Genomic DNA, 23,470 nt, shown 5'->3' with positions numbered 1-23,470 from the left:
TGGGTTGCACCACCAACGCTCGCCAAGGAGCCTCCATGTCCGATTCCACGCCCGAAGTCGTCTTCCACAACGGCCGCTTCACCACCCTGAACAAGGCCCAGCCCACGGCCACCGCCGTGGCCGTGAAGGACGGCCGGTTCATCGCCGTGGGCACGGACGCCGAGGTGCTGGCCCTGGCCGGCAGCGGCACGCGCCGCATCGATCTGCAGCGCCGCAGCGTGCTGCCCGGCCTGTTCGACAACCACACGCACGTGATCCGTGGCGGCCTGAACTTCAACCTGGAGCTGCGCTGGGACGGCGTGCGCTCGCTGGCCGATGCGCTGGACATGCTCAAGCGCCAGGTGGCCAACACGCCCGCGCCGCAGTGGGTGCGCGTGGTCGGCGGTTTCACCGAACACCAGTTCGTGGAAAAGCGCCTGCCCACCATCGAGGAGATCAACGCCATCGCGCCCGACACGCCGGTGTTCCTGCTGCACCTGTATGACCGCGCCCTGCTCAACGCGGCCGCCCTTCGCGCCGTGGGCTACACCCGCGACACGCCCGAGCCCGCAGGCGGCGAGATCACGCGCGATGCCAACGGCAACCCCACGGGCCTGCTGCTGGCCAAGCCCAACGCCACCATCCTCTATGCCACGCTGGCCAAGGGTCCCAAGCTGCCGCTGGACTACCAGGTCAACTCCACGCGCCACTTCATGCGCGAACTCAACCGCCTGGGCGTGACCGGCGTGATCGATGCGGGCGGGGGCTTCCAGAACTACCCCGACGACTACGACGTGATCCAGAAGCTCAGCGAGGCCAACCAGATCACCGTGCGCCTGGCCTACAACCTGTTCACGCAAAAGCCCAAGGAGGAGAAGGCCGACTTCCTCAACTGGACGCAAAGCGTGAAGTACAAGCAGGGCAACGACTATTTCCGCCACAACGGCGCGGGCGAGATGCTGGTGTACTCGGCCGCCGACTTCGAGGACTTCCGCCAGCCGCGCCCCGACATGCCGCCCAGCATGGAGGGCGACCTGGAGGAAGTGGTGCGCGTGCTGGTGCAGAACCAATGGCCGTGGCGCCTGCACGCCACCTATGACGAGACCATCTCGCGCGCGCTCGATGTCTTCGAGAAGGTGCACCGCGACACGCCCATCGACGGCCTGAACTGGTTCTTCGACCATGCCGAGACCATTTCGGACAAGTCCATCGACCGCATTGCGGCCCTGGGCGGCGGCGTGGCCGTGCAGCACCGCATGGCCTACCAGGGCGAATATTTCACCGAGCGCTACGGCGCACGCGCCACCGAGGCCACGCCGCCCGTCAAGAAGATCCTGGAGCGCGGCGTGAAGACCTCGGCCGGCACGGACGCCACGCGCGTGGCGTCCTACAACCCCTGGGTGTCGCTGTCGTGGATGGTGACGGGCAAGACCGTGGGCGGCCTGCAGATGTACCCCCAGCGCAACCTGCTGGACCGCGAGACCGCGTTGCGCATGTGGACCGAGAACGTGGCCTGGTTCTCCAACGAGGAAGGCCTGCGCGGCCGCATCCAGGTGGGCCAGCTGGCCGACATGATCGTGCCCAGCAAGGACTACTTCGCCGTGCCCGAGGACGAGATCTCGTTTCTCACATCCGACCTCACCGTGGTGGGCGGCCGCGTGGTCTATGGCGCAGGTCCCTTCCAGCAGCATGACGACAACCCCCTGCCGCCGGCCATGCCCGACTGGTCACCCGTGCGGCGCTTTGGCGGCTACGGCGCCTGGGGCGAGCCCGAGGGCGCTGGCAGGAACTCGCTCAACCCCGCGCGCTACCGCAGCCTGGCGGCGGCCTGCGGCTGCGGCACCAGCTGCGGCATGCACGGCCACAGCCATGCCGACGCATGGGCATCGAACGTGCCGACCTCGGACCCCCGAAGCTTCTTCGGCGCGCTGGGCTGCTCCTGCTGGATGGCCTGAGGAGCACACGCATGACACCCGCCATGACCCAAGCCAGTACGTTCTCCGGCCGCCTTGCGGCCGCCGCACGCCCGGTGTTCGGCAGCCAGGCCGTGCGCCTGGTGGCCTACCTGGGCCTGTGCGCCGCCTATCTGCAGGGCGGCCTGGTCAAGCTCACCGACTTTCCCGGTGCGCTGGGCGAGATGGCCCACTTCGGCCTGTCGCCGGCACCGCTGTTCGCGGTCCTGGTGATCGCGCTGGAGCTGGGCGCCTCGGCCATGATCATCACCGGCCAGCTACGCTGGCTGGGCGCCCTGGCGCTGGCCGCGTTCACGCTGCTGGCCACCTTCGTCGCGCTGCGCTTCTGGGAGCTTCCCGCAGGGCAGGAACGCTTCATGGCAGCCAATTCCTTCTTCGAGCATCTGGGCTTGGTCGGCGGCTTCCTGTTCGTCGCCTGGCATGACCTGGGAGAGCGCCATGACCGCTGATTCGAGCGCACCCGCAACCACCGCCTCCGGCAGCTTCGCGCCGCTGCGACAGCCCGTGTTCGCCGTGCTGTGGGCGGCCACGGTGCTGGGCAATATCGGCAGCTTCATGCGCGATGTGGCCAGCTCCTGGATGGTGACCGAACTGTCGGCCAGCCCGGCCGCCGTGGCCCTGATCCAGACGGCGGCCACGCTGCCCATCTTCCTGCTGGCGATTCCGGCCGGTGTGCTGTCCGACATCCTGGACCGCCGACGCTTCCTGATCGGCATCCAGATCCTGCTGGCCGCCGTCAGCGCCAGCCTGCTGCTGCTGGCACGCACCAACACGCTGACCGTGGAGTACCTGGTGGCGCTGACCTTCGTGGGCGGCATAGGCGCGGCGCTGATGGGGCCGACCTGGCAGTCCATCGTGCCCGAGCTGGTGCCGCGCAGCGACCTCAAGAACGCGGTGGCGCTGAACTCGCTGGGCATCAACATCGCACGCGCCCTGGGCCCTGCGGCCGGCGGCCTGCTGCTGGCCAGCTTCGGCGCGGCGGCGGCCTATGGCGCGGACGTGGTCAGCTATGTGTTCGTGATCGCCGCGCTGGTCTGGTGGAAGCGTCCCAAGGCCGAGGCATCGGCGCTGAACGAGCAGTTCTTCGGCGCCTTCCGCGCTGGCCTGCGCTATGCCCGCTCCAGCCGCGAGCTGCATGTGGTGCTGCTGCGCGCCGCCGTGTTCTTCCTGTTCGCCAGCTCGGTCTGGGCCCTGCTGCCGCTGGTGGCGCGGCGCATGCTGGGCGGCTCGGCAGGCTTTTACGGCGTGATGCTGGGCGCCGTGGGCGCAGGCGCCATCCTGGGCGCGCTGGTGCTGCCGCGCCTGCGCAAAAGGCTGGATGCCGATGGCCTGGTGCTGCTGTCCTCCGTGCTCAGCGCCGCCGTGATGGCCGCGCTGTCCACGGCGCCGTCGCAATGGGCCGCCGTGCTGCTGATGCTGGTGCTGGGCCTGGGCTGGATCATTGCGCTGACCACGCTCAACGGCGTGGCCCAGGCGGTGCTGCCCAACTGGGTGCGCGGCCGGGGACTGGCCATCTACCTGATGGTGTTCAACGGCGCCATGGCGGGCGGCAGCCTGGCCTGGGGGCTGTTTGCACAGGGCGTGGGCATTCCCACGGCGCTGCTGATCGGCGCGGCGGGCCTGGTGGCCATCTCGCTGGTGTTCCACCGCATCAAGCTGCCCACGGGCGAGGCGGACCTGCAGGCCTCCAACCACTGGCCCGAGCCGCTGCTGGCCGAACCGGTGGCCCATGACCGTGGCCCGGTGATGATCCAGGTGGAGTACCAGGTGCGCCGCCAGGACCTGCCGGCCTTCATCGAGGCCATGCAGCATGTGGCACGCGAACGCCGCCGCGATGGCGCCTATGCCTGGGGCATCGCCGAGCACACGGGCGAGCCGGGCCGGGTGATCGAGTGGTTCCTGGTGGAGTCCTGGGCCGAGCATCTGCGCCAGCACCAGCGCGTGTCCAAGGCCGATGCCGATCTGCAGGCCCAGGCGCTGCGCTTTCACATCGGCCCCGGGCGGCCCGTGGTCCACCACTTCCTGGCGCTGGATGCCGCCAGTGCCGCAAGCGGGCCTGCGCAGGCACCGGCGCACGGCCACGCCCACTGAAGCGTTGCGGCAGGCCGGCCCCTGGCCTGCGCCCGGCCTGCCAGGACACCTCAGCGGATATCCAGCCGCTCCAGCGCACGCACCAGGTCGGCCAGCGTGCGCACCTGCATTTTGCGCATGGCCTGGCTGCGGCGCACCTTGACCGTGATTTCGCTCACGCCCAGGTCTGCCGCGATCTGCTTGTTCAGCAGGCCGCGCACCACGCCCACGACCACTTCCTGCTCGCCGGGCGACAGCGACTGCCAGCAGGCGTGCAGCGCCTGTTGGCCGGCGTCCAGCGCACGGCGCTGCCGGTCCAGGGCAACGCCCTGCTGGATGGCGTCGAGCAGGTCCTGGTCGCGGAAGGGCTTGGTCAGGAACTCGATGGCGCCGGTCTTCATGGCCTCCACGCTCATGGGAATGTCGCCATGGCCGGTGATGAAGATGGTGGGCAGCCGCAGGCCCAGCTCCAGCATCTGGCGCCGGAAGTCCATGCCGCTTTGCCCCGGCATGCGGATGTCCAGCACCAGGCAGGCCGGTCCCTGCGGCGGCTGCCAGTGGTCCAGAAACTCGCGCGTGGCGCCGAAGGCGCGCACGCACAGGCCCACCGAGGCCAGCAGGTCCTCGATGGCTGCGCGCACCGAGGGGTCGTCATCGACGATGTAGACCAGTGCCTCGGCTTCGGCGGTGGAGGGTTCAGCCATGGCGCAATCCCGTGGAAGGCCTGTCGCCCGTGGCCGGGGCGCAGGCGATGGTGACGTGAAAAGCCGTGCCCCCGCGCCCGTCCTCGCGGTCCGTGGCCCAGATGCGGCCGCCGTTGGCCTCGGCCATGTGGCGGCAGATGTTCAGGCCCAGGCCCATGCCGTCGGGCTTGGTGGTCCAGAAGGCATCGAACAGGTGGGTGCGGGCCAGCGGCGACAGGCCTTCGCCCACATCGGCCACGGTCAGCACCAGCTGCTGGCCCAGGGCCTGCGTGGCGATGGCGATGCGCCGCTGCGCGGCCGGTGTGTGCTGCATGGCGTCCATGGCATTGAGCAGCAGGTTGGCCAGCACCTGCTGGATCTGCACGCGGTCGGCCCAGGCCGGCTGCAGCGCGGTCGCCAGCTGCAGGTCCAGGGCCACGCCGCGCCGGTCCAGCTCTGCGACGGACAGGCGGGCCATTTCGCGCACGGCCTCGTTGAGGTCGAAGGACTGCCGGCTGGGTGCGTCTCCGCGTGCCATGCTGCGGATGCGGGCGATGACATCGCTGGCGCGCTGCGCATCGCCCAGGATGCGCTCCAGCGCCTGGCCGGCCTTGGTGAGGTTGGGCGGCTCCTGGGCCAGCCAGCGCTGGCAGGCGTTGCCGCTGGTGACGATGGCCGCCAGCGGCTGGTTGACCTCATGGGCGATGGAGGCCGTCAACTGCCCCAGGCTGGTGGTCTGGGTGACGCGCATCAGCTGGGTGCGCGCCGCATGGGCCGCGTTCTGGGCCGCCACCATCTTCAGGCCCAGATAGGCCGTGATGGCAATGGCCAGGATGCTGATCACCATGTTGATCAGTCCGGTGCGATAGGCACCGGCAGGCGTGAGCGCAAAGCTGGCCAGGGTCAGCACGATGCACAGCGCCGTGAGGCCGATGACCACGCGCGGGCTGAACCAGCGCACCGCCACCAGGATGATGGCGGTGTGGAACACGGCGGCCGCCACGGCGTAGTCGGTCAGCGTGTCCAGCGCGAAGATCGCGGCCATGGCGACGCCCATGGCCGCCAGGATCAGGGCCCGGGGCCAATGGGGAAAGCGGCGCAGAGCGGTGGTCATGGCGTGCAGGGAAAAGGAATGGACTGTCAGCTGCCAATTCTCATTCAAGAAGCCGCTGCACCTGAATGCAAGCTATACCCGAACCGTACGATACTGGCGCGACCCAAAACAAGGGACACCGAGGAAGGGCCTGGGCCGGCCGCGCCGCCCCGCACCGAAGGTGTCGTCCCCCTCCCGCGCAGCGAGAGAGGGGGAAGCCGCGCAGCGGCTCAGGGGGTTCACAACACTGGCCGGCGGCCCACGCTCAGTTGGAGCTCCACCGTGGCCTTGGCCAGCTCGGTCTCTGCCTCCAGCGATCCCAGGTAGGCCTCGTCGGCCGAGCGCTGGGCGGACAGCAGCTCCAGCAGCGAAGCCTCGCCATGCCGGTAGGACAGGCGCATGCCTTCGAGCACGCGCTGCGCATCGCGCAACACGCCGTCGCGGTAGCGCTGCACGTTCTCGCGCGCGGCGCTCAGGCGAAAGCGCGCGCCGCGCACATCGGCCTCGGCCCGGTTCTGGGCCTGCTGCAGGGCCAGCATGGCCTGGGTGACGGCCGCCTCGGCCTGCACCAGGTCGCCCCGGTCCAGGCGCGACAGCGGCAGCGGCACGCTGACCGAGACCGACAGCGTGCGCGAGCGCCCGCCGCCATCGAAGGGATTGCCCTGGGCATCGGTGCCGGCCGCCGTGGACGGCACGGCGGCCATGCCCACCGCCAGCGTGGGATTGACCCAGCGGTTGGCCCGGGCCAGGCCCGCGTTGTCGCGCGCATGCTCCAGCGCCGCCTGGGCGATGCGCACCTCGGCGCGCGACTGCAGCGCCTGGGCGACCAGGGCGTCGGCATCCTCCAGCCCCGAGTCTTCGGCCAATTCCATGAAGCCGCATTGCAGCGTGTCGCTGGCAAAGACTTCGGACAGGCGGCGCCCCAGCGGGACGGACAGCGCCAGCCGCGCGGTCTGCGCCTCGGCGCGCGCCTGCACCACCTCGGCCTGGAAGCGGTCGCGCTCCACGCGCGACTGCAGCCATTCCACGCCGCCTATGTCGCCGGCCTTGCGCCGCAGCTCGTTGGCCTGCACCACGTCGCCCAGCGCCTTCAGCGTCTGCTGCTTGCGCTCCAGCGCCAGCGAGTCGCGGCAGGCCTGGGTGTAGTCCTGGGCGGCATCGGAGAAAAGCTGGCTGCGCACGCCTTCAAGGCCGGCCTCGGACAGGCGCACCTGGCTGCGTGCGGACTGGATGCGCGCGGCGCGCTTGCCGCCCGTCTCCAGCTCCATGCTGATCTCGTAGTTGCGCGTGGTGGGCCGGGGCTGGCCGGTGCGCACCTGCTCGCGCGAGGCGCCCAGCGTGAGGCTGGGGTCGGGGCGTATGCCGGCGATGCCGATGCCGGCACGCGCGGATTCCACGCCCTGCTCCTCCGAGCGCAGCAGGGGGCTGTGCTGCTCCACGGCGTTGAGGTAGTCGGAAAAGCGCAGGCCGGCGGACGGCGCCGTCTGCGCCTGGGCTGCGGCGCCAAGGCACAGCAGCAGGGCCAGGGCCTGCCTGGGGAAGAAAGGGGTCGTTTGCATGGCGACTCGCATCAATGGGGTTGGCTCGTTGCGGTGCGATGCCCGCCCTCGTCCTCGGCGGCATCCGGATCGCCACTCTCACCGCGTTCAGCGGCACGACGCTGGCGGCGCTCGGCCGCGCGGACGGCACGGGCCTCGATCACGTAGTAGAGGTTGGGCAGCAGCAGCAGGGTCAGCAAGGTGGCGCTGAACAGGCCGCAGACCACGACCGTGGCCAGGGGCCGCTGCACGTCGCTGCCCAGGCCCGTGGCCAGCATGGCCGGCGTGAGGCCGAAGGCGGCGACGGTGGCCGTCATCAGCACGGGGCGCATGCGGCTGGAGGCGCCTTCGAGCACGGCTTCGCGCAGGCCCAGGCCGTCCTCGCGGCGCAGCCGGTTGATCTGCGAGACCATGAGCACGCCCGAGAGCACGGCCACGCCGAACAGCGCGATGAAGCCCACGGCGCTGGAGACGTTGAGCGTCATGCCGCGCAGGTGCAGGCCCGCAAAGCCGCCGATCATGGCCAGCGGCACCACGCCCAGCACCAGCAGCGGCTGGCGCAGGTTGCCGAACTCGCCGAACAGCAGCACCAGCATGATGCCCAGCGTCAGCGGCAGGATCATGAGCAGCCGCGCCTCGGCACGCTGCAGGTTCTCGAACTGGCCGCCCCACTCGATGTGCAGCTTCTGGCGGTCGTAGTCCAGGTGCTGGTCGATGGCGGTGTGCGCATCCTTGAGGAAGCCCGCCAGGTCGCGGCCGCGCACATTGAGCTTGACGAGGATGTGGCGCTCCCCGCCCTCGCGCACGATGACGCTCTGGCCCACGGTGGTGGTGATGCGCGCCACGTCGGCCAGCGGCACCTGGGCGCCATTGGCGGCCGACAGGCGCAGCGCGCCGATGGCCTCGGGGCTGCTGCGCGTGTCGGGCGTGAAGCGCACGGCCATGTCGTAGCTGCGCTCGCCCACGTAGAGCTGGCCGATGGAGGCCCCGCCCACGCCGGTGGAGATGAGCTGCGCCACGTCGGAGGCATTGATGCCGTAGCGCGCGGCAGCGGCGCGGTCCAGCGCAATGCGCAGGTTGGGCAGCGGCGGCTCCACGTCCACGGCCACATCGGCCGCGCCGGGCACTTTCTCCAGCACGGCCACCAGGGCATCGGCCACGCGCCGGTCTTCGGCCAGGTCCTGGCCGAAGACCTTTACCGTGAGGTCGCTGTGCGCGCCGGACAGCTTGTCCTGCACGCCGTCGATCATGGGCTGCATGAAACCCACGGAGTAGCCGGGCAACTGGTCGAAGCGCGCGGCCATCTTCGCGATCAGCTGCTGCTTGGTCAGGCCCGACTTCCATTCGCCATAGGGATGCAGGCCCACGCTGGCCTCGATGTGCGAGGGCGTCCAGTAGTCGGTGCCGTCATCGTTGCGCCCGGTCTGGGTGACGATGTAGGAGACCTCGGGGAACTCCAGTGCGGCGCTGCGCAGCGCGTCGGCCATGTCGCGCGCCTTGTCCAGCGTGATGCCGGGCGGCATCTGCACCTGCAGCCAGATGGAGCCTTCGTCCAGGTACGGCAGGAAGTCGCGGCCCATGGTGCCGGCCAGCACGCCCAGCGCCAGCAGCGAGGCCGCCACGGCCCCCGCCAGCCAGCGCACGCGGCCCACGGCCGCGCCCAGGAAGCGGTCATAGCCCACGCCCAGCCGGTGCAGCACGGGGTTGTGGAAGATCCTGCGCGGCCTGCGGAAGGCCAGCCAGGCCAGGGCCGGCGTGAGCAGCAGGGCCACGGCCAGCGCCCCCACCAGGGCCGCGCCCACGGCGCTGGCCATGGGCGAGAACAGCTTGTACTCGATGCGCTCGAAGGCGAACAGCGGCAGGTAGGCGGCCGCGATCACGCACATGCCGAAGAAGATGGGCCGCGCCACCTGCAGCGTGGCCGTGATGGCGTCCCTGGGCGTGAGCGGCCGGTTCTGGTCGGCCTCGCGGCGCCGCAGGATGTTCTCGACCACGACCACGGCCCCGTCCACCAGGATGCCGAAGTCGATGGCGCCCAGCGACAGCAGGTTGGCCGGAATCTTCGCGTGGTGCATGAAGATGAAGGCCAGCAGCAGCGCCATGGGAATGGTCAGCGCCACGATCAGCGCCGCGCGCGGGCTGCCCAGGAAGACCAGCAGCACCAGGGTCACGACGATCAGGCCTTCGGCCAGGGTCTTGCCCACGGTGTGGGTGGTGCGCTCGATCAGCGTGGTGCGGTCCAGGTAGGGCACGACCTTCACGTCGGGCGGCAGCAGCTTGCCGTTGAGCTCCTCCACGGCGGCATGGATGCCCTCCAGCGCCTGCGAGGGGTTGGAGCCCTTGAGCAGCAGCACGATGCCCTGCAGGGTGTCGGAGTTGCCGTCCTTGCCCAGGATGCCGCGCCGCTCCACGTTGCCGTAGGTCAGCCGCCCCAGGTCCTTGACCAGCACGGGCGTGCCGCTGTCCGTGGTCTTGACGACCACGTTGCCCATGTCGTCCAGCGAGCCCAGCAGGCCCACGCCGCGCACCACATAGGAGACATCGCCCCGGTCGATGACGCTGCCGCCGCCGCTGGCGTTGTTGGCATTGATGGCCTCGACCACCTGGGACAGCGCCAGCCCGTACTGCAGCAGCCGCGCGGGGTCCAGCTCCAGCATGAACTGCGTGGTCAGGCCGCCGAAGTTGGTCACGTCCACCACGGACTGGGCCTTCTTCAGGCGCGGGATCACCACCCATTGCTGCAGCTCGGACAGCTCGCGCAGGCTGCGCACGGGGCTTTCCAGCGTGTAGCGGTAGACCTCGCCCGTGGGCGAGCTGTAGGGGTCCAGCCCAGCGCGGGCACCATAGGGCAGCGTGACCTCGTCGATGCGCTCCTTCAGGCGCTGGCGCGCCCAGTAGCCGTCCACGCCGTCCTCGAAGACCACGGTGATCAGGGACAGCGCGAACAGGCTGCGCGAGCGCAGCACGTGCATGCCGGGCGTGGCCAGCAGGGCGCGCTCCAGCGGGATGGTGATCTGCTGCTCGATCTCCTCGGCCGCAAGGCCTGGCACCTGGGTGACGATCTGCGAGGTCACGTCGGCAATGTCGGGATAGGCCTCCAGCGGCAGCTGCTTCCAGCTGAACACGCCATACAGGGCCGCGAAGCAAAAGACCAGCCAGACCACGCCGCGGCGCGAAAAGCCGATGTTGACGATGCGCTCGATCATTGCAGCAGCACTCCCCCGTTGACCACCACGCGCTCGCCGGCCGCCAGGCCCGAGAGGATCTCGGCCTGGCCGTCCTGCTGCGCGCCGACCTGCACGTCGCGCGGCTCGAAGCGCCAGCCGCCCCTGTCCACGAAGACGCGCGTGCTGACCTGGCCCTGCAGCAGGGCCGCGGCCGGCACCATCACGGCCTGGCGCGCCGGGGCGTCGAAGCCCACGCGCGCAAACATGCCGGGGCGCAGCCGCCCTTCGGGGTTGTCCACGGCCACGCGCACCTTGACGCTGCGCGTGGCGGTGTCCACCAGCTCGCCCACGTACTGCACGCGGCCCTGCAGCTGCAGGTCGGGATAGGCGGCCAGCGCGATGTGGGCCTGCTGGCCCACGTCCACATGGGCCAGGTCGCGCTCGCTGACGCTGGCGCTGAGCCAGACCTTGCGCAGGTCGGCCACGGTCATGACGGAGGCATTCACATCGTTCCAGTAGCCGCCCTGCGAGCCCGCCATCTCGACCACGCGGCCGCTGATGGGCGACTTGACCACGTAGCTGCCGCGCGAGCCTTCCTGCACGGCCGCACCCAGCTGGGACAGGTGGTCGGAGGCGGCTCGCGCATCGGCACCTGCTGCGGCCAGCGCCTGCTGCGCGGCCTCGTAGTCCTTGCGCGCGGCGATCTCGACATCGAACAGCAGCTTCTGGCGGTCGAACTCCTGGCGCGCGTGTAACAGCGCGGCCTGGGCCTTGGCGTGCTCGGCACGCACGCTGGAGATCTCGGAGGAGTCCATGGTGATCAGCGCATCGCCGGCCTTCACCGCATCCCCCAGCTGGTGGTGCAGGCGCACCAGGCGGCCCGCCACCGGCGGCGTGATGCGGACCAGCTTTTCAGGCTCGGCCTCGATGGTGGCGGGGGCCGACAGGCGGGTCTGCAGCGGCTGCAGCGCGATCTCGGCCACCTGCAGGCGCTCGCGCAGCGGCGAGCCTTCGGGCACCACGATGAGGTTGCCTTCGCGGCGCACGGGAGCCGGCTGCGGGGCGGCGGTGGCGGGGGTTGCCACTGCAGCCTGGGTTTCGGCCGGGCCGTTGCAGGCGGCCATGGCCACGCTGATCAGCAGCCCGCCCACAGGCCATGCAGCCGCCAGCAAGGGATGGCGCTGGTGCAGGCCATGGGGTCGGCCTGGTCGTTCGGAAGCGAGAAAGCGGGTCATCCTGAGGTCTCCGGGCGCCACGGACCCGCGCAGACCTCTCGCCCCTTCAGGCGATCACAGGCCTCCGCCCAGGTCCGGGCAGATCAAGAAATGGAAGAAGGGAAAGGCGGAAAGGGGCGGCGCGGCAGCGCCTGGCAGGATCGGAATCAGGATCGGGGTCCATGGGGTACTCCTTTGCGTGTGGGTGGCGCAGTCCCCGTACAGGCCGGGAGCCCTGTTTGCTGCAGTGCAATATGTGCCCGGAATTATCAAAGGCGAAAGTGCCTGCGGCCAGCCTTTGTTGGGAAGGCTGGCCTGTTCATTGGTGGATGCGGGATATACCTTGGTATAGAAGATGGCCGGCACCTGGCCCGATCGGCCCGGCCACATAGGCCCCGCCCGGAAAGAAAAAAGCCGCCAGCGCGGAGCGGGCGGCTTGCGGGCGATGGCCTGCAGGAAAGCTCAGTCCACTTTCAGGCCGATGGCTTTCACCAGTTCGCCGAAGCGCTCGCGCTCGGTGGCGTGGTGGTCGATGAAGGCCTTGCGGCTCAGGGGCGCGGGCGTGGCGCCCAGGGTGAGGATGACGTCGTTGACGTTCTTTTGCTCCAGCGCCTTGGCCACGGCAGTGCGAACGGCCTCGATCACCGATTCGGGCGTGCCCGTGGGCGCGTAGAGGCCGAACAGCGTGTCCGCATCAAAGCCCGGCAGGCCGCTTTCGGCCAGCGTGGGCACGTTGGGGTACTGCGGCGAGCGGTGCGGGCTGCCGATGGCCAGCAGGCGCAGCTTGCCGGCCTCGACCTGCTTGAGGCCCGGACCCGGGTCGAACCAGAACTGCAGCTGCCCGCTGAGCACGTCGCTGAGCGCCGGGCCCGCGCCCTTGTAGGGGGCGTGCACGGCATCGACACCGGCCATGCGCTTGAACATCTCGCCGGCCAGGTGCGGCGAGCTGCCCTGGCCCGGCGAGCCGTAGGACAGCTTGCCGGGGTTGGCCTTCAGGTGCTTGATGAACTCGGCCACGTTGGTGGCGGGCACGGCGGGATTGGTCTCCAGGAACACATGCACGCGCGCCACGGCAGCCACGGGCGTCAAGTCCTTTTCGGGATTGAAGGCCAGCTTGCTGTAGATCATCGGGTTGATGGTGATGGCCCCGCCCGAGCTGAGCAGCAGCGTGTAGCCATCCTTGGGCGCGCGCACGGTTTCGCTGATGCCGATGTTGCCGCCCGCGCCGGGCTTGTTGTCCACCACCACCGACTGGCCCAGCACCTGGGACATGGTGGGCGTAATGGCGCGTGCCAGCACATCGGCCGCGCCGCCGGGCGCGAAGTTCACCACCAGGCGCACGGGGCGCTCGGGCCATTTGTCGCCGGCCTTCTGCGCCAGCGCAGGGACCGAGGCCGTCGCGCCCAGCAGGGCCAGCAGGCCCAGGCGGCGCCAGCGGCTGAAGGGGGTTGTCTTGTGCATGAACTGTGTCTCCTTGGGTTGTGAATTCTTGAAAGCGTGATGGGAGCCCGGCGGCGGCGGGGCTGCAATCAGTCCAGCCGAATGCCCGCCGACTCGATGACCTGGCCCCAGCGCCGGCTTTCGCTGCGCCAGTAGTCGCGCATCTGCGCAGGCGTGCCGGGCAGCGGCTCCAGCGACAGCGCCTCGAAGCGCGCCAGCACCGCAGGCGAGCGCAGCGCCTGCTGCAGCGCCACGGACCAGGCCTGCACGGTGGCGTCGTCCGTGCCGGCCGGCGCCACCAGGCCCTGCCATGCATGGGCCTCGAAATCCTTCACGCCCTGCTCGGCCAGCGTGGGCACGCCCGGGTGGTTCTTGAGACGCTCGGCGCTGGCCACGCCGATGACACGCAGCTTGCCGGCCGCAATGTGCTGGGCCGCCGCCGCGCTGTCGGCCAGCATGAAGGGGATCTGGCCGCCGATCACATCGATCAGGGCCGGCCCCGCGCCGCGATAGGGCACATGGGACATCTTCACGCCCAGGCGCTGGGCCAGCAGTTCGGTGGCCAGGTGGTGGGGCGTGCCCAGGCCCGGGCTGCCGTAGCTGACGGGGCCTGGCTGGGCCTTCACCCACTGCGTGAACTCCTGCAGGTTGTGCACCGGCAGCTGGTTGCCGACCACGAGGAACAGCGGAAAGCGCGCCAGCAGGCCGATGGGCACGAAGTCCTTCTCGGCGTTGTAGGCCAGCTTGCGAAACAGGTGGGGGTTGGCCGCCAGCGTGGCGAAGTCGGCCGTGAAGACCAGGCTGCCCAGCTCGCGCGTGCGCGCCGCGTATTCGGCGGCGATGTTGGTGCCTGCACCGGGCTTGTTCATGACGACCACGGTGCGGCCCAGGGCCTTGCCCCAGACTTCGGCCACGCCGCGCGCCACGGCGTCCGAGCCGCCGCCTGCGGCAAAGCCCACCACCCATTCGACGGGCTTGCCGGTCTGGGCGTGTGCCGTGCCCATGCCCAGCAGGGGCGGGGCGCCTATGGCCAGTGCGGCCTTGAGTGCTTGTCTGCGCAGCATCTTGTCTCCTTGTTGTAGTGGCTCGTTTTGCCTTGAGCGCGTTCAGCGCGGTGCGACGGCGCCCGCGTTCTCCGACAGGCTGACCAGTGCATGCAGCGTGCGCGTCACGGGCACGGCAATGCCCAGCCGGTCGGCCACCTGCAGCACGGCGCCGTGGATGGCGCCCGTCTCGGTGGCACGGCCGGCCAGCAGGTCCTGCAGCATCGAGGGCTGGTGGCCCCGGTGGTGGTCCAGCGCATCGCGCACGGCCGCGCCCACGCGCTCGGCACTGGCGGCGACGCCATGGGCATGGGCGACGGACAGCACCTCGTCCAGCACGCGCTGCAGCAGGGCCTCGCCCTGCGGATTGGCCAGTCCGTCCACGGTCTGGCGCGTCACGGCGCACACGCCGTTGAAGGCGGCATTGAAGGCCAGCTTTTCCCAGATGGCTTCCTGCACCTGCGGGTCGATGCGGCAATGCATGCCTGCGCGGTTGAGGTCGTCCGCCAGCAGGTCGAAGACCGCGCTGCGCTGGCCATCGCAAGGCATGAAGCGGATACCGCCCTGCCCCATGGAGCTGACCTCGCCCGGCGACATCACGCGCGCAGGCCAGGTGGTCACGCCCACGGCGATGCGTTCGAGCGGCACCATTTCACGCAACACATCGGCATGGCCTATGCCGTTTTGCAGGCTCAGGAAATGCGTGTCCGGCCCGATGAGGTGGGCGATGCCCTGCAGTGCAGCGCGCGTATGGGCCGACTTGGTGAAGACCAGCCACAGCGCGGGCCCCGCCGTGAGCTGCTCGGCCCGCGCGGCCTGCACGCGGGCCTGCAGCAGCCCCTCATCGGTGTGGCAGCGCGCGCCATCGCGGTTCAGGGCCTGCAGCAGCTCGTCGTTCACGTCGACCAGGGTCACGTCCAGGCCGATGCGGGCCAGCCGCGCCCCGAACAGGGTGCCCATGGCGCCTGCGCCGAGGATGCCTATGCTTCTTGTGTTTTCCATGGCTTTGTCTCCTGTCCCGGGGCCTGCGCTCAGGCGACCTCGACCTCGACCACGATGGGCTTGGGATGGGCCAGCGCGCGGGCCAACACATCGGACAGCTCGGCGGCGTTCTCCACATGCACGCCGTCGCAGCCCTGGCCACGCGCCAGCGCCACGAAGTCGATGTCGGGCAGTTCCGTGCCCTCGACCTTCTCGCCCTCGCGGTAGCCGAAGACATGGGCGAAATCCTGCAGCGCCGCGTAGCGGCGGTTCTTGAGGATCACGAAGCTGATGGGCAGGCGCAGCTGGGCTGCACTCCAGAGGGCCTGGATGGCATACATGGCCGAGCCGTCGCCGATGACGGCGACCACCTTCGCCTCGGGCTGCGCCAGTGCCACGCCCACGGCGGCCGGCATGCTGTGGCCCAGGCCGCCGCTGCACATGGTGTAGAAGGTGCCCGAATGGAAGATGGGCAAATAGGTCTGGATGGTGGAGCGCGAGCTGGGCGCCTCTTCCACCACGATGCTGTGGCGGTCTCGCACCTGGGCCAGCGTGTGCATGGCAAAGGCCACCGACATGCGCTCGCCTGCGGCGGGCGCGGCCGGCACGGGCGCTGCGGGCCGGGGTGCGGGCGCCTGGCGCGGTGCGGGCGCGGGACGCTGCAGCAGCTCCTCCACGCCCATGCGCACATTGCCCACGGCGGCCGTGCCCACGGGGGCCCAGGCGGCAATGGCCGGGTCTTCGATCAGCTGGTAGAGCGCCGTGCCTTCGGGGATGTGCGGGCCCTCGCCTTCCACGTGGTAGGTGAAGGCGGCCGCGCCCACGGCGAAGACCACGTCATGGCCGGACAGCAGCTGCACGATGCGCTCGCGCATGGCGGGCAGGAAGCCGGCGAACAGCGGATGGTCCTCGGGGAAGCTGCAGCGCCCGCTCATGGGGGCCACGAAGACGCGGGCCTGGTGGCGCTCGGCCAGCGCGACCACGGCATCCCAGCCCTGGGCCCGGTCCACGGCCGCGCCCACGACCAGGGCCGGGGCACGCGCCGCATCCAGCGCATCGCCGATAAGGTCCAGCGTGCGCGGATCGGGCAGCGTCTCGAAGCCCACATGGCGCAGCGTGACGGGCTCGGCCGGCTTGTCCCAGTCATCGGCGGGAATGGAGACCAGCACGGGGCCGCGCGGCTCCTGCATGGCGATGTAGTAGGCGCGCGCCAGCGCCTGGGGCACGTCTTCGGCGCGCGCGGGCTCGCAGCTCCACTTCACATAGGGCTTGGGCAGCTCGGCGGCCTGGTTGGAGTGCAGGAAGGGGTCGAACTGCAGCAGCGAGCGCGCCTGCTGGCCCGCCGTGATCACCAGGGGCGTGCGGTTCTTGAAGGCCGTGAAGATGTTGGCCATGGCGTGGCCCACGCCCGCGGCCGAGTGCAGGTTCACGAAGCTGGCATTGCGCGTGGCCTGGGCGTGGCCGTCGGCCATGCCCACGACCACGGTTTCCTGCAGGCCCAGCACATAGGAGAAGTCTTCGGGGTAGTCGCGGAACAGCGGCAGCTCGGTCGAGCCCGGGTTGCCGAAGATGCGCGTCATGCCCAGCTCGCGCAGCATGGCGATCACGGCATGGCGCACGGTGTAGGTCGCGGTGCAGGTCGCGGTGGAAGAGGATGCCTCGGCGGGCTGGCTGCGCGGTGTGGTGGGTGCTTGCAAGATGGGGTCTCCTGGGAAATGGGCCGGCCGCCCGGTGCGTGCCGCGCGGTGGCCATGGAAGTCGGTGCCCATGGTGCAGGCGCTTATGATTTCCAGCAATTGAATAAACTATCTAAGAGATATTCACCAAATGGATATCAAGAACCTGGACCTCAACCTGCTGCGCGTCTTTGACGCCGTGTACCGCCACTGCAGCGTCAGCCGCGCGGCCGAGGAGCTGGGCATGTCTCAGCCCGCCGCCAGCCAGGCCGTGACGCGGCTGCGCCTGCTGCTGGGCAATCCGCTGTTCGAGCGCGCGCACGCAGGCGTGCGCCCCACGCCGCGTGCCGAGCGCCTGGCGCTGGCCGTGCGCCAGGCGCTGGAGGTGCTGGAAGTGGCCATGTCCGAGGCCCAGAGCTTCGAGCCGCTGCAGGCGCGCCAGCGCTTTCGCATCCACCTGAGCGACATCGGCGAGGCGCGCTTTCTGCCGCCGCTGATGCAGGCGCTGCACCAGCGCGCCCCGCATGTGCAGCTGGAGACCCTGCCCATGCCGCTGGACGGCATTGCCGATGCGCTGGACCGGGGCACGCTGGACATCGCCATCGGCTTTCTGCCGGGTGGCACGCGGACCCGGCAGACCGTGCTGCTGTCCGACCACTACGGCGTGCTGCTGCGCAGCGGCCACCCCGCGCTGGCGCACCTGCCCGAAGACGCGCCACTGGCGCTGGCCACGCTGCGCCAGCTGGATTTCGCGGCCGTGCGCTCGCATTCGGAGACGCTGCGCATCCTGCAGGCGCTGCGGCTCGATGAGCGCATCCGCCTGTCGGCCGCGCATTTCATGGCCGTGCCCTCCATCGTGGGCAAGACCGACCTGGCGGTGATCATGCCGGCCGAGATCGCGGCCGGCTTTGTCGAGCGCGGCGGCTATGCGGTGCGCGATGCCGACCTGCCCGATCACCGCTTCGACGTGTCGCTGCACTGGAGCTGGCGCTTCGAACAGGAACCGGCCAAGCGCTGGCTGCGCGAACTGGTCTGCGAGCTGTTCCAGCAGCCCCGGCACCGCGAGGCCGCCGCGCCCTGAAGGGCCGGTCGTCACGGGCATGACTTGCGGGCCTGCCGACTCAGTTTCGTCTAAGAAACCGGCGCCAGACTGGTCCCTGCGCCGACAAGGGCACGCGGCCGGCCCCGCCGAAGATGGGCACCGGCCTGTTTCATCCACTCTCCAGGAAAGACTCACCATGCAACTCAAGGACAAGGTCGCCTTCATCACCGGCTCGGCCAGCGGCATCGGCAAGGAGATCGCCACGCTGTTCGCCAGCGAGGGCGCGCGCATCGTCATTGCCGACCTCAACAAGGAGGCAGCCGACGCCACGGCGGCCGAGCTGCGCGCCACGGGAGCGCAGGCCATGGGCGTGGCCGTGGACGTGACCGACGAGGCCCAGGTCAACGCCTCGGTCGAGGAGGCCGCCCGGGCCTTCGGCGGCATCGACATCCTGGTCAGCAATGCCGGGATACAGATCGTGCATCCGGTGGAGGAATTCAGCTTTGCCGACTGGAAGAAGATGCTGGCCATCCACCTGGACGGCGCCTTCCTCACCACGCGCGCCTGCCTCAAGCACATGTATGCGCAGGGCCGCGGCGGCAGCGTGATCTACATGGGATCGGTGCACTCCAAGGAGGCCTCGCTGCTCAAGGCGCCCTATGTCACGGCCAAGCACGGCCTGATCGGGCTGGCCAAGACCGTGGCCAAGGAAGGCGCCAAGCACGGCGTGCGCGCCAATGTGATCTGCCCGGGCTTCGTGCGCACGCCGCTGGTGGACAAGCAGATTCCCGAGCAGGCCCGCACGCTGGGCATCAGCGAGGACGAGGTCATCAAGAACGTGATGCTCAAGGAAACCGTGGACGGCGAGTTCACCACCACCGAGGACGTGGCCCGCGTGGCCCTGCTCTTCGCGGGCTTTCCCAGCAATGCGCTGACCGGCCAGTCGCTGGTGGTCAGCCACGGCTGGTTCATGCAGTAAGTCGCCAATCGGCTCTTCTCGGGCTCTTCTCTGGCCCTCAATCGGCCTTCAGGCCCAGCGCCCGGGTCACAGCCGCATAGCGGTCGATGTCGGCCGCGATCAGCGCCTGGAATTGGCCCGGTGTCTGCCGCGCCAGGGTGTAGCCCTGGTCGCGCAAGCCAGCGCTGACGGCGGGATCGGCCAGCGCCTGCTCCAGCGTGTCATGCAATGCCTGCACCGTGGCCCGGGGCGTGGCGGCAGGTGCCAGCAGGCCATGCCACTGCTCCACCGCAAAGCCCGGCAGGCCGCGCTCGGCCACCGTGGGAACGCCGGCCAGCTGCGGCAGTCGCTGCGGCGCCGTGACGGCCAGGGCGCGCACGCGGCCTGCAGCGATCATGGCCGCAGCACTGCTGGCCGTGACCATGCCCGCCGCCACCTGGCCTGCCGCCACGGCCGTGATGGCCGGGCCGCAGCCCTTGTAGGGCACATGCTGCACAAAGCGCTTCGCCTCCCGGGCCAGCATTTCGCCGGCCAGGTGCTGGGGCGTGCCGTTGCCGCAGGAGGCGAACAGCAGCGGCCGTTCCTGGCGCGCCTGGGCCAGCGCATCCTCCAGCGTCTGCAGCGCACTGTCTGCAGGCACGACCAGCACCGAGGCGATGGAGCCGGCGTTGAACACTGCCGTGAAGTCCTTGCGCGGGTCGAAGTCCAGGCGTTCGTAGACACCGGGGTTGATGGCGAACGAGCTGTTGGCCATCAGCAAGGTGCTGCCGTCCGCTGCGGCCTGGGCCACGGCATGGGCGCCGATGTTGCCGCTGGCGCCGGGACGGTTCTCCACCACCACGGTCTGGCCCAGGCGCTGCTGCAGCTGCTCGCCCAGGCGCCGCGCCAGCAGGTCCGTGCCGCCGCCCGGCGGAAACGTCACGACGATGGTGATGGGCCGCTCCAGGCGCGTGCCGGCCTTGCCCGGCGCCGCCAGCCACAGCCCCGATGCGCCCGCCAGCAGCGCGCAGGCCGCCAGCGTCCAGAGTCTTCGTCGCTTCAAGGTACACCCTTCAAAAAACATGGCAACTGCTCCACTGGGCTAGGTGCAAAAAACCGGCGCAGCCCAACTCAGGGACACCGAGCAAGGGCCTGAGCCGGCCGCGCCGCCCCGCAGCCAGGGTGTCGCCGGTTGCCCGGACGCCCCCCTCCCGCGCAGCGAGAGAGGGTGCCGTGCACACGGGGGAAGCCGCGCAGCGGCTCAGGGGGTGCCTCATTTCAGGTGTCAAGGCCGATGTCGAGAACCCGGGCGCTGTGCGTGATCCAGCCCACGGCGATCTGGTCCACGCCGGTCTCGGCCACGGCGCGCGCCGTCTCGGGCGTGATGCGGCCCGAGGCTTCGGTCACCGCGCGCCCGCGCGCCATGGAGACGGCCGTGCGCAGCGTGTCCAGGTCCATGTTGTCCAGCAGCACCACTTCCACGCCCAGGGACAGCGCCACCTCCAGCTGCTCCAGCGTGTCCACCTCCAGCTGGATCTGCACCATGTGGCCCACGCCCGCGCGCGCCCGGGCCAGGGCTTCGGCCACGCCGCCGGCCAGCGCGATGTGGTTGTCCTTGATCAGCACGGCATCGTCCAGGCCGAAGCGGTGATTGCTGCCGCCACCCACGCGCACCGCGTACTTCTGCAGCGCGCGCAGGCCCGGCATGGTCTTGCGCGTGCAGGTCACGCGTGCGCCCGTATCGGCGATGGCCCGCGCGATCGATGCCGTGGCCGTGGCCACACCGCTCAGGTGGCACAGGTAGTTGAGCGCCACGCGCTCGGCGGTGAGGATGGCGCGCGCGCTGCCGTGGATGCGCGCGATCTCCTGGCCGGGCGCCAGTTCGCTGCCATCGCGCAGCACCGGCTCGAAACGCGACTGCGCATCCAGCGCACGGAACGCCAGCCGCGCCATGTCCAGCCCGGCCAGCACGCCCTCCTGGCGCGCCACCAGGCGCAGTTCGGCCTGCGCGTCCGCAGGGACGATGGCATCCGTGGTCAGGTCGCCCGCGCGGCCCAGGTCCTCCAGCAGGGCCGAGCGCACCAGCGGCTCCAGCATCAGGTCGGGCAGCGGCGGCACAGACAGGCGGGCACTGAGGGCATTGGCAGTATTAATGCTCATTTTGAGTATATGTAGGTCAAAAAAATGTGGCGCGCGGCCTTGCGGGCTTGAGCGAGGAACTTATGCTAGATACGAGCATAAGTGCTGTCAAGCCATTGTCACAATCGGGCAAGTACCGTGCAGCTCAGGGGGAACCGTCGATGCCCTTGGCCAGCGGCAGCTTGCTGCCGGAGATGGCCCGCTCCAGCAGCACATCGCTGCGAAAGCGGAACAGCTTGGCCGGCCGGCCCGCCGAGCCCACCGTGAGCTGGCCGGTTTCCTCGACCAGATCCTGCTGCTCGATCAGGCGGCGGAAGTTCTGCTTGTGCAGCCCGCGCCCGGCCAGGGCCTCCACCGTCTGCTGCAGCTGCAGCAGCGTGAACTCGGGCGGCATCAGCTCGAACACCACGGGCCGGTACTTGATCTTGGCGCGCAGCCGCGCCATGCCCGTGGCCAGGATGCGGCGGTGGTCGTGGTGCATGGCCTCGCCAGGCAGCATGGCGGCCGCGCCATGGACGCGGTGGGCCGCCTCCTGCACCAGTCCGGCCTCGTACAGCAGCTCGTAGCGCTGCAGCACCATGTCCTCGTTCCAGGGCCCGCCGTCCAGGCCGAAGGCGATGTCCGCGCGCTGGCGCCGCAGCGCACGCTGGGCGCCGCGCGCCTCGGCCATCCAGGCATGCAGGCGCGGAGCGATGTGGGAGCGCAGCAGGGCCGGCTCGCCGCCGCGCCAGTCTTCCCAGGGAAAGTAGCGGTACCAGTCCTGCCAGACGGCCTGCCCCGCGCTGCGGTCCGCGGATTCGCGCGTCAGCCCCAGGTAGCTGACCGAGATCACGCGCGCCCCGCTGGCATCGGTGCGATCGCCATCGGCAAAGGTGTAGAGCTGCTCCATGTAGCCCAGCGGGTGATGGGTCTGCTCCTCCACCCAGGCGCGCAGGCCGGCCTGCAGCGAACGGTGCCCCACCTCGAACGGCCCCGCCGGCAGCAACTGCCCGTCCGCCGTGGTCAGCACGCGCGGTGTGCCCTGGGTCACCGCCGCCAGCACGGCAACGAGTTCGGCATGGATGGGAGAGGCTGCGGGACTGGTGGGGTGGGGCACGAAGGTGAGGGAGGTCGGTTGGCGGGATGGGTGATTATGGTGGGTTGCAGGGGCGGCTTCGAGCCCGGCACAGCAGACCGCCACGGGCCATCGGACGGTCAAATTCAACCTGTTGAGCGCTGGCGTGTTTTTCTATCGCATGACTACCCGCGGCGTTCGAGCTGTCGCAGGTACTTTTCCAGCAACCCGGCGGTGTGCTCATTCATGCCCGCCTCCCAGCTCGCGCTCGATCTGTTCGATGCTGGGCAGGCTGCTTTGCAGGGTTTTTGGCAAGGCACGGGTGAGCTCGAAACCGGAAACGCCGATGGGCTTGTCCACGCCGCGCAGCGCATACTCGGCCAGCACGTGATTGGGTTTCTGGCACAGGATCAAACCGATGGTGGGTTGGTCGGTTGCGTGTCGCAACCTGTCGTCCACAACGTTGCAGTAGAAGTTCATCTTGCCCGCGTATTCCGGCTTGAAATCGCCCCGCTTGAGGTCGATGACCACGTAGCAACGCAGCTTGAGATGGTAGAACAGCAGGTCTATGTAGAAATCGTCTCCGGCAAGGTCCAGGTGGTATTGGCGCCCCACAAAGGCGAAGCCCTGACCCAGCTCCAGGAGAAATTTTTCCAGATGGGTGATCAGACCGGTTTCCAACTCACGCTCATGGAAACCTGATTCCAGCGTCAGGAAGTCGAACAGGTAAGGGTCCTTGAGCGTTTGCTGTACCAGGTCGGAATCCGGCGGAGGCAGGCGCAAGGCGAAGTTGCTGGCAGCTCTGCCTTGTCGCAGGTGCGCGGCTGTCTCGATCTGCATCAGCAGGACACTGCGGCTCCATCCGTTTTCGATGGCTGCGCACATGTACCAATGGCGTGCGCCCGGCTCCTTGACCTTGGCGATCAGCTCGGCATGGTGGCCCCACGGCAGGGACAGCAGAACATCAGGAGAAAACACCTGTGCGCCATCTGCCGCCACCCCCGGCGCCAGGCGGCTTTGTGCCACAGCCTGTGGCACTTTTTCGCTGGGGGCAAGTTGTGCCACGGCCTGTGGCACTTTCTCTGTGCTCCCGGCTGTGGCAGCCAGAGAGGGATACTCGCGATAAAAAGCCAGCATGCGCTTGATGTTGCGCTCGGAAAAACCTTTTCCTCCGGCAGTTCGTTGTGCAGATCCCTGGCCAGCCGAGGGATGACTGCGGCACCCCAGCCTTCCCGCTTCTGGCGCTGGTCGATCAGTGCCCCGATATCCCAATACAGGCGGATCAATTCGGCATTGACCGCCAGCATGGCCCGCGTCTGGGCATGGCGGACACGCTGCTTGATATCGGCCAGCAGCGCCGGATAGTCGGCGGGCAGGTGGGTGCTCATACTGCGCCCCCGCTGGTGGCCCTGAGTCCGTCCGGAGGGAATTCTTCGCGCAC

17 protein-coding genes and 1 pseudogene are annotated in these 23,470 nt (G+C 69.5%); 5 read left to right on the top strand and 13 right to left on the bottom strand.

The genetic code is table 11. From position 1 onward, the window contains the following. Nucleotides 1-35: 35 nt before the first annotated feature. The 3 genes from PO605_RS05620 to PO605_RS05610 are packed head-to-tail and all read left to right on the top strand — an operon-like array spanning nucleotide 36 to nucleotide 4,043. Nucleotides 36-1,934: an amidohydrolase gene (locus PO605_RS05620; protein WP_047471102.1), complete on the top strand. Its 1,899-nt coding sequence runs from the start codon at nucleotides 36-38 to the stop codon at nucleotides 1,932-1,934. A 23-nt stretch (nucleotides 1,935-1,957) separates the two neighbouring features. Then, nucleotides 1,958-2,401, top strand: coding sequence for a DoxX family protein (locus PO605_RS05615; protein ID WP_193615990.1), 444 nt, complete (start codon nucleotides 1,958-1,960; stop codon nucleotides 2,399-2,401). After that, the gene (locus PO605_RS05610) at nucleotides 2,391-4,043 is read left to right on the top strand and encodes an MFS transporter (protein ID WP_272206176.1); all 1,653 of its coding nucleotides are present in this window, start codon (nucleotides 2,391-2,393) and stop codon (nucleotides 4,041-4,043) included. The genes PO605_RS05615 and PO605_RS05610 overlap by 11 nt, the downstream gene beginning before the upstream one ends. 50 nt (nucleotides 4,044-4,093) lie before the next feature. On the opposite strand, the gene PO605_RS05605 is transcribed toward PO605_RS05610, so the two are convergent. From PO605_RS05605 to mdlC, 9 genes are all read right to left on the bottom strand, one after another. Beyond that, a complete protein-coding gene (locus PO605_RS05605) occupies nucleotides 4,094-4,726 on the bottom strand; it encodes a response regulator transcription factor (protein ID WP_272206175.1) in 633 nt (210 codons plus the stop codon). After that, nucleotides 4,719-5,819: a sensor histidine kinase gene (locus PO605_RS05600; protein ID WP_272206174.1), complete on the bottom strand. Its 1,101-nt coding sequence runs from the start codon at nucleotides 5,817-5,819 to the stop codon at nucleotides 4,719-4,721. Before PO605_RS05600 ends, PO605_RS05605 begins: the two co-directional genes overlap by 8 nt. Before the next feature lie 218 nt (nucleotides 5,820-6,037). Further along, the gene (locus PO605_RS05595; RefSeq protein WP_272206173.1) at nucleotides 6,038-7,357 is read right to left on the bottom strand and encodes a TolC family protein; all 1,320 of its coding nucleotides are present in this window, start codon (nucleotides 7,355-7,357) and stop codon (nucleotides 6,038-6,040) included. Nucleotides 7,358-7,368: 11 nt separating this feature from the next. Beyond that, complete coding sequence (locus PO605_RS05590; RefSeq protein ID WP_272206172.1) at nucleotides 7,369-10,542, bottom strand: efflux RND transporter permease subunit; 3,174 nt, start codon at nucleotides 10,540-10,542, stop codon at nucleotides 7,369-7,371. Then, the gene (locus PO605_RS05585; RefSeq protein WP_272206171.1) at nucleotides 10,539-11,738 is read right to left on the bottom strand and encodes an efflux RND transporter periplasmic adaptor subunit; all 1,200 of its coding nucleotides are present in this window, start codon (nucleotides 11,736-11,738) and stop codon (nucleotides 10,539-10,541) included. The genes PO605_RS05590 and PO605_RS05585 overlap by 4 nt, the downstream gene beginning before the upstream one ends. Before the next feature lie 441 nt (nucleotides 11,739-12,179). Further along, nucleotides 12,180-13,178 carry a Bug family tripartite tricarboxylate transporter substrate binding protein gene (locus PO605_RS05580; RefSeq protein WP_016447958.1) on the bottom strand — a complete coding sequence of 333 codons (999 nt, stop codon included), beginning with the start codon at nucleotides 13,176-13,178 and terminating at the stop codon, nucleotides 12,180-12,182. Nucleotides 13,179-13,246: 68 nt separating this feature from the next. Continuing rightward, nucleotides 13,247-14,221, bottom strand: a complete 975-nt coding sequence (locus PO605_RS05575; protein WP_272206170.1) for a Bug family tripartite tricarboxylate transporter substrate binding protein — start codon at nucleotides 14,219-14,221, stop codon at nucleotides 13,247-13,249. Between the two features lie 42 nt (nucleotides 14,222-14,263). After that, nucleotides 14,264-15,202, bottom strand: coding sequence for a ketopantoate reductase family protein (locus tag PO605_RS05570; protein ID WP_074922769.1), 939 nt, complete (start codon nucleotides 15,200-15,202; stop codon nucleotides 14,264-14,266). 29 nt (nucleotides 15,203-15,231) lie between these two features. After that, nucleotides 15,232-16,878 carry a benzoylformate decarboxylase gene (gene mdlC / locus PO605_RS05565; protein WP_442874696.1) on the bottom strand — a complete coding sequence of 549 codons (1,647 nt, stop codon included), beginning with the start codon at nucleotides 16,876-16,878 and terminating at the stop codon, nucleotides 15,232-15,234. Between the two features lie 130 nt (nucleotides 16,879-17,008). On the opposite strand from mdlC, the gene PO605_RS05560 reads away from it, so the two are divergent. Together PO605_RS05560 and PO605_RS05555 are read left to right on the top strand one after the other, a co-directional pair. Beyond that, nucleotides 17,009-17,938 (top strand): LysR family transcriptional regulator, encoded by a 930-nt coding sequence (locus tag PO605_RS05560; protein WP_016453174.1) that lies wholly within the window; start codon nucleotides 17,009-17,011, stop codon nucleotides 17,936-17,938. 157 nt (nucleotides 17,939-18,095) lie between these two features. Next, the gene (locus PO605_RS05555; protein ID WP_012203473.1) at nucleotides 18,096-18,878 is read left to right on the top strand and encodes a 3-hydroxybutyrate dehydrogenase; all 783 of its coding nucleotides are present in this window, start codon (nucleotides 18,096-18,098) and stop codon (nucleotides 18,876-18,878) included. Nucleotides 18,879-18,915: 37 nt separating this feature from the next. Here PO605_RS05555 and PO605_RS05550 read toward each other — a convergent pair whose 3' ends face one another. The 4 genes and pseudogenes from PO605_RS05550 to PO605_RS30960 form a co-directional block, all read right to left on the bottom strand. Then, nucleotides 18,916-19,920: a tripartite tricarboxylate transporter substrate-binding protein gene (locus PO605_RS05550; protein ID WP_016453172.1), complete on the bottom strand. Its 1,005-nt coding sequence runs from the start codon at nucleotides 19,918-19,920 to the stop codon at nucleotides 18,916-18,918. A gap of 194 nt (nucleotides 19,921-20,114) precedes the next feature. Continuing rightward, nucleotides 20,115-20,996, bottom strand: coding sequence for a carboxylating nicotinate-nucleotide diphosphorylase (gene nadC, locus PO605_RS05545; RefSeq protein ID WP_047474403.1), 882 nt, complete (start codon nucleotides 20,994-20,996; stop codon nucleotides 20,115-20,117). A gap of 124 nt (nucleotides 20,997-21,120) precedes the next feature. Beyond that, complete coding sequence (locus PO605_RS05540) at nucleotides 21,121-22,071, bottom strand: NUDIX hydrolase (protein WP_013804059.1); 951 nt, start codon at nucleotides 22,069-22,071, stop codon at nucleotides 21,121-21,123. A 198-nt stretch (nucleotides 22,072-22,269) separates the two neighbouring features. Continuing rightward, nucleotides 22,270-23,417 (bottom strand): annotated as a pseudogene (locus PO605_RS30960) (PDDEXK nuclease domain-containing protein). Nucleotides 23,418-23,470 lie beyond the last annotated feature (53 nt).

Origin of the sequence: Delftia sp. DT-2, from assembly GCF_028401915.1 — a bacterium.
GTDB lineage: Bacteria > Pseudomonadota > Gammaproteobacteria > Burkholderiales > Burkholderiaceae_C > Comamonas > Comamonas tsuruhatensis.
This window is presented reverse-complemented; position numbering and strand designations above follow the sequence as displayed.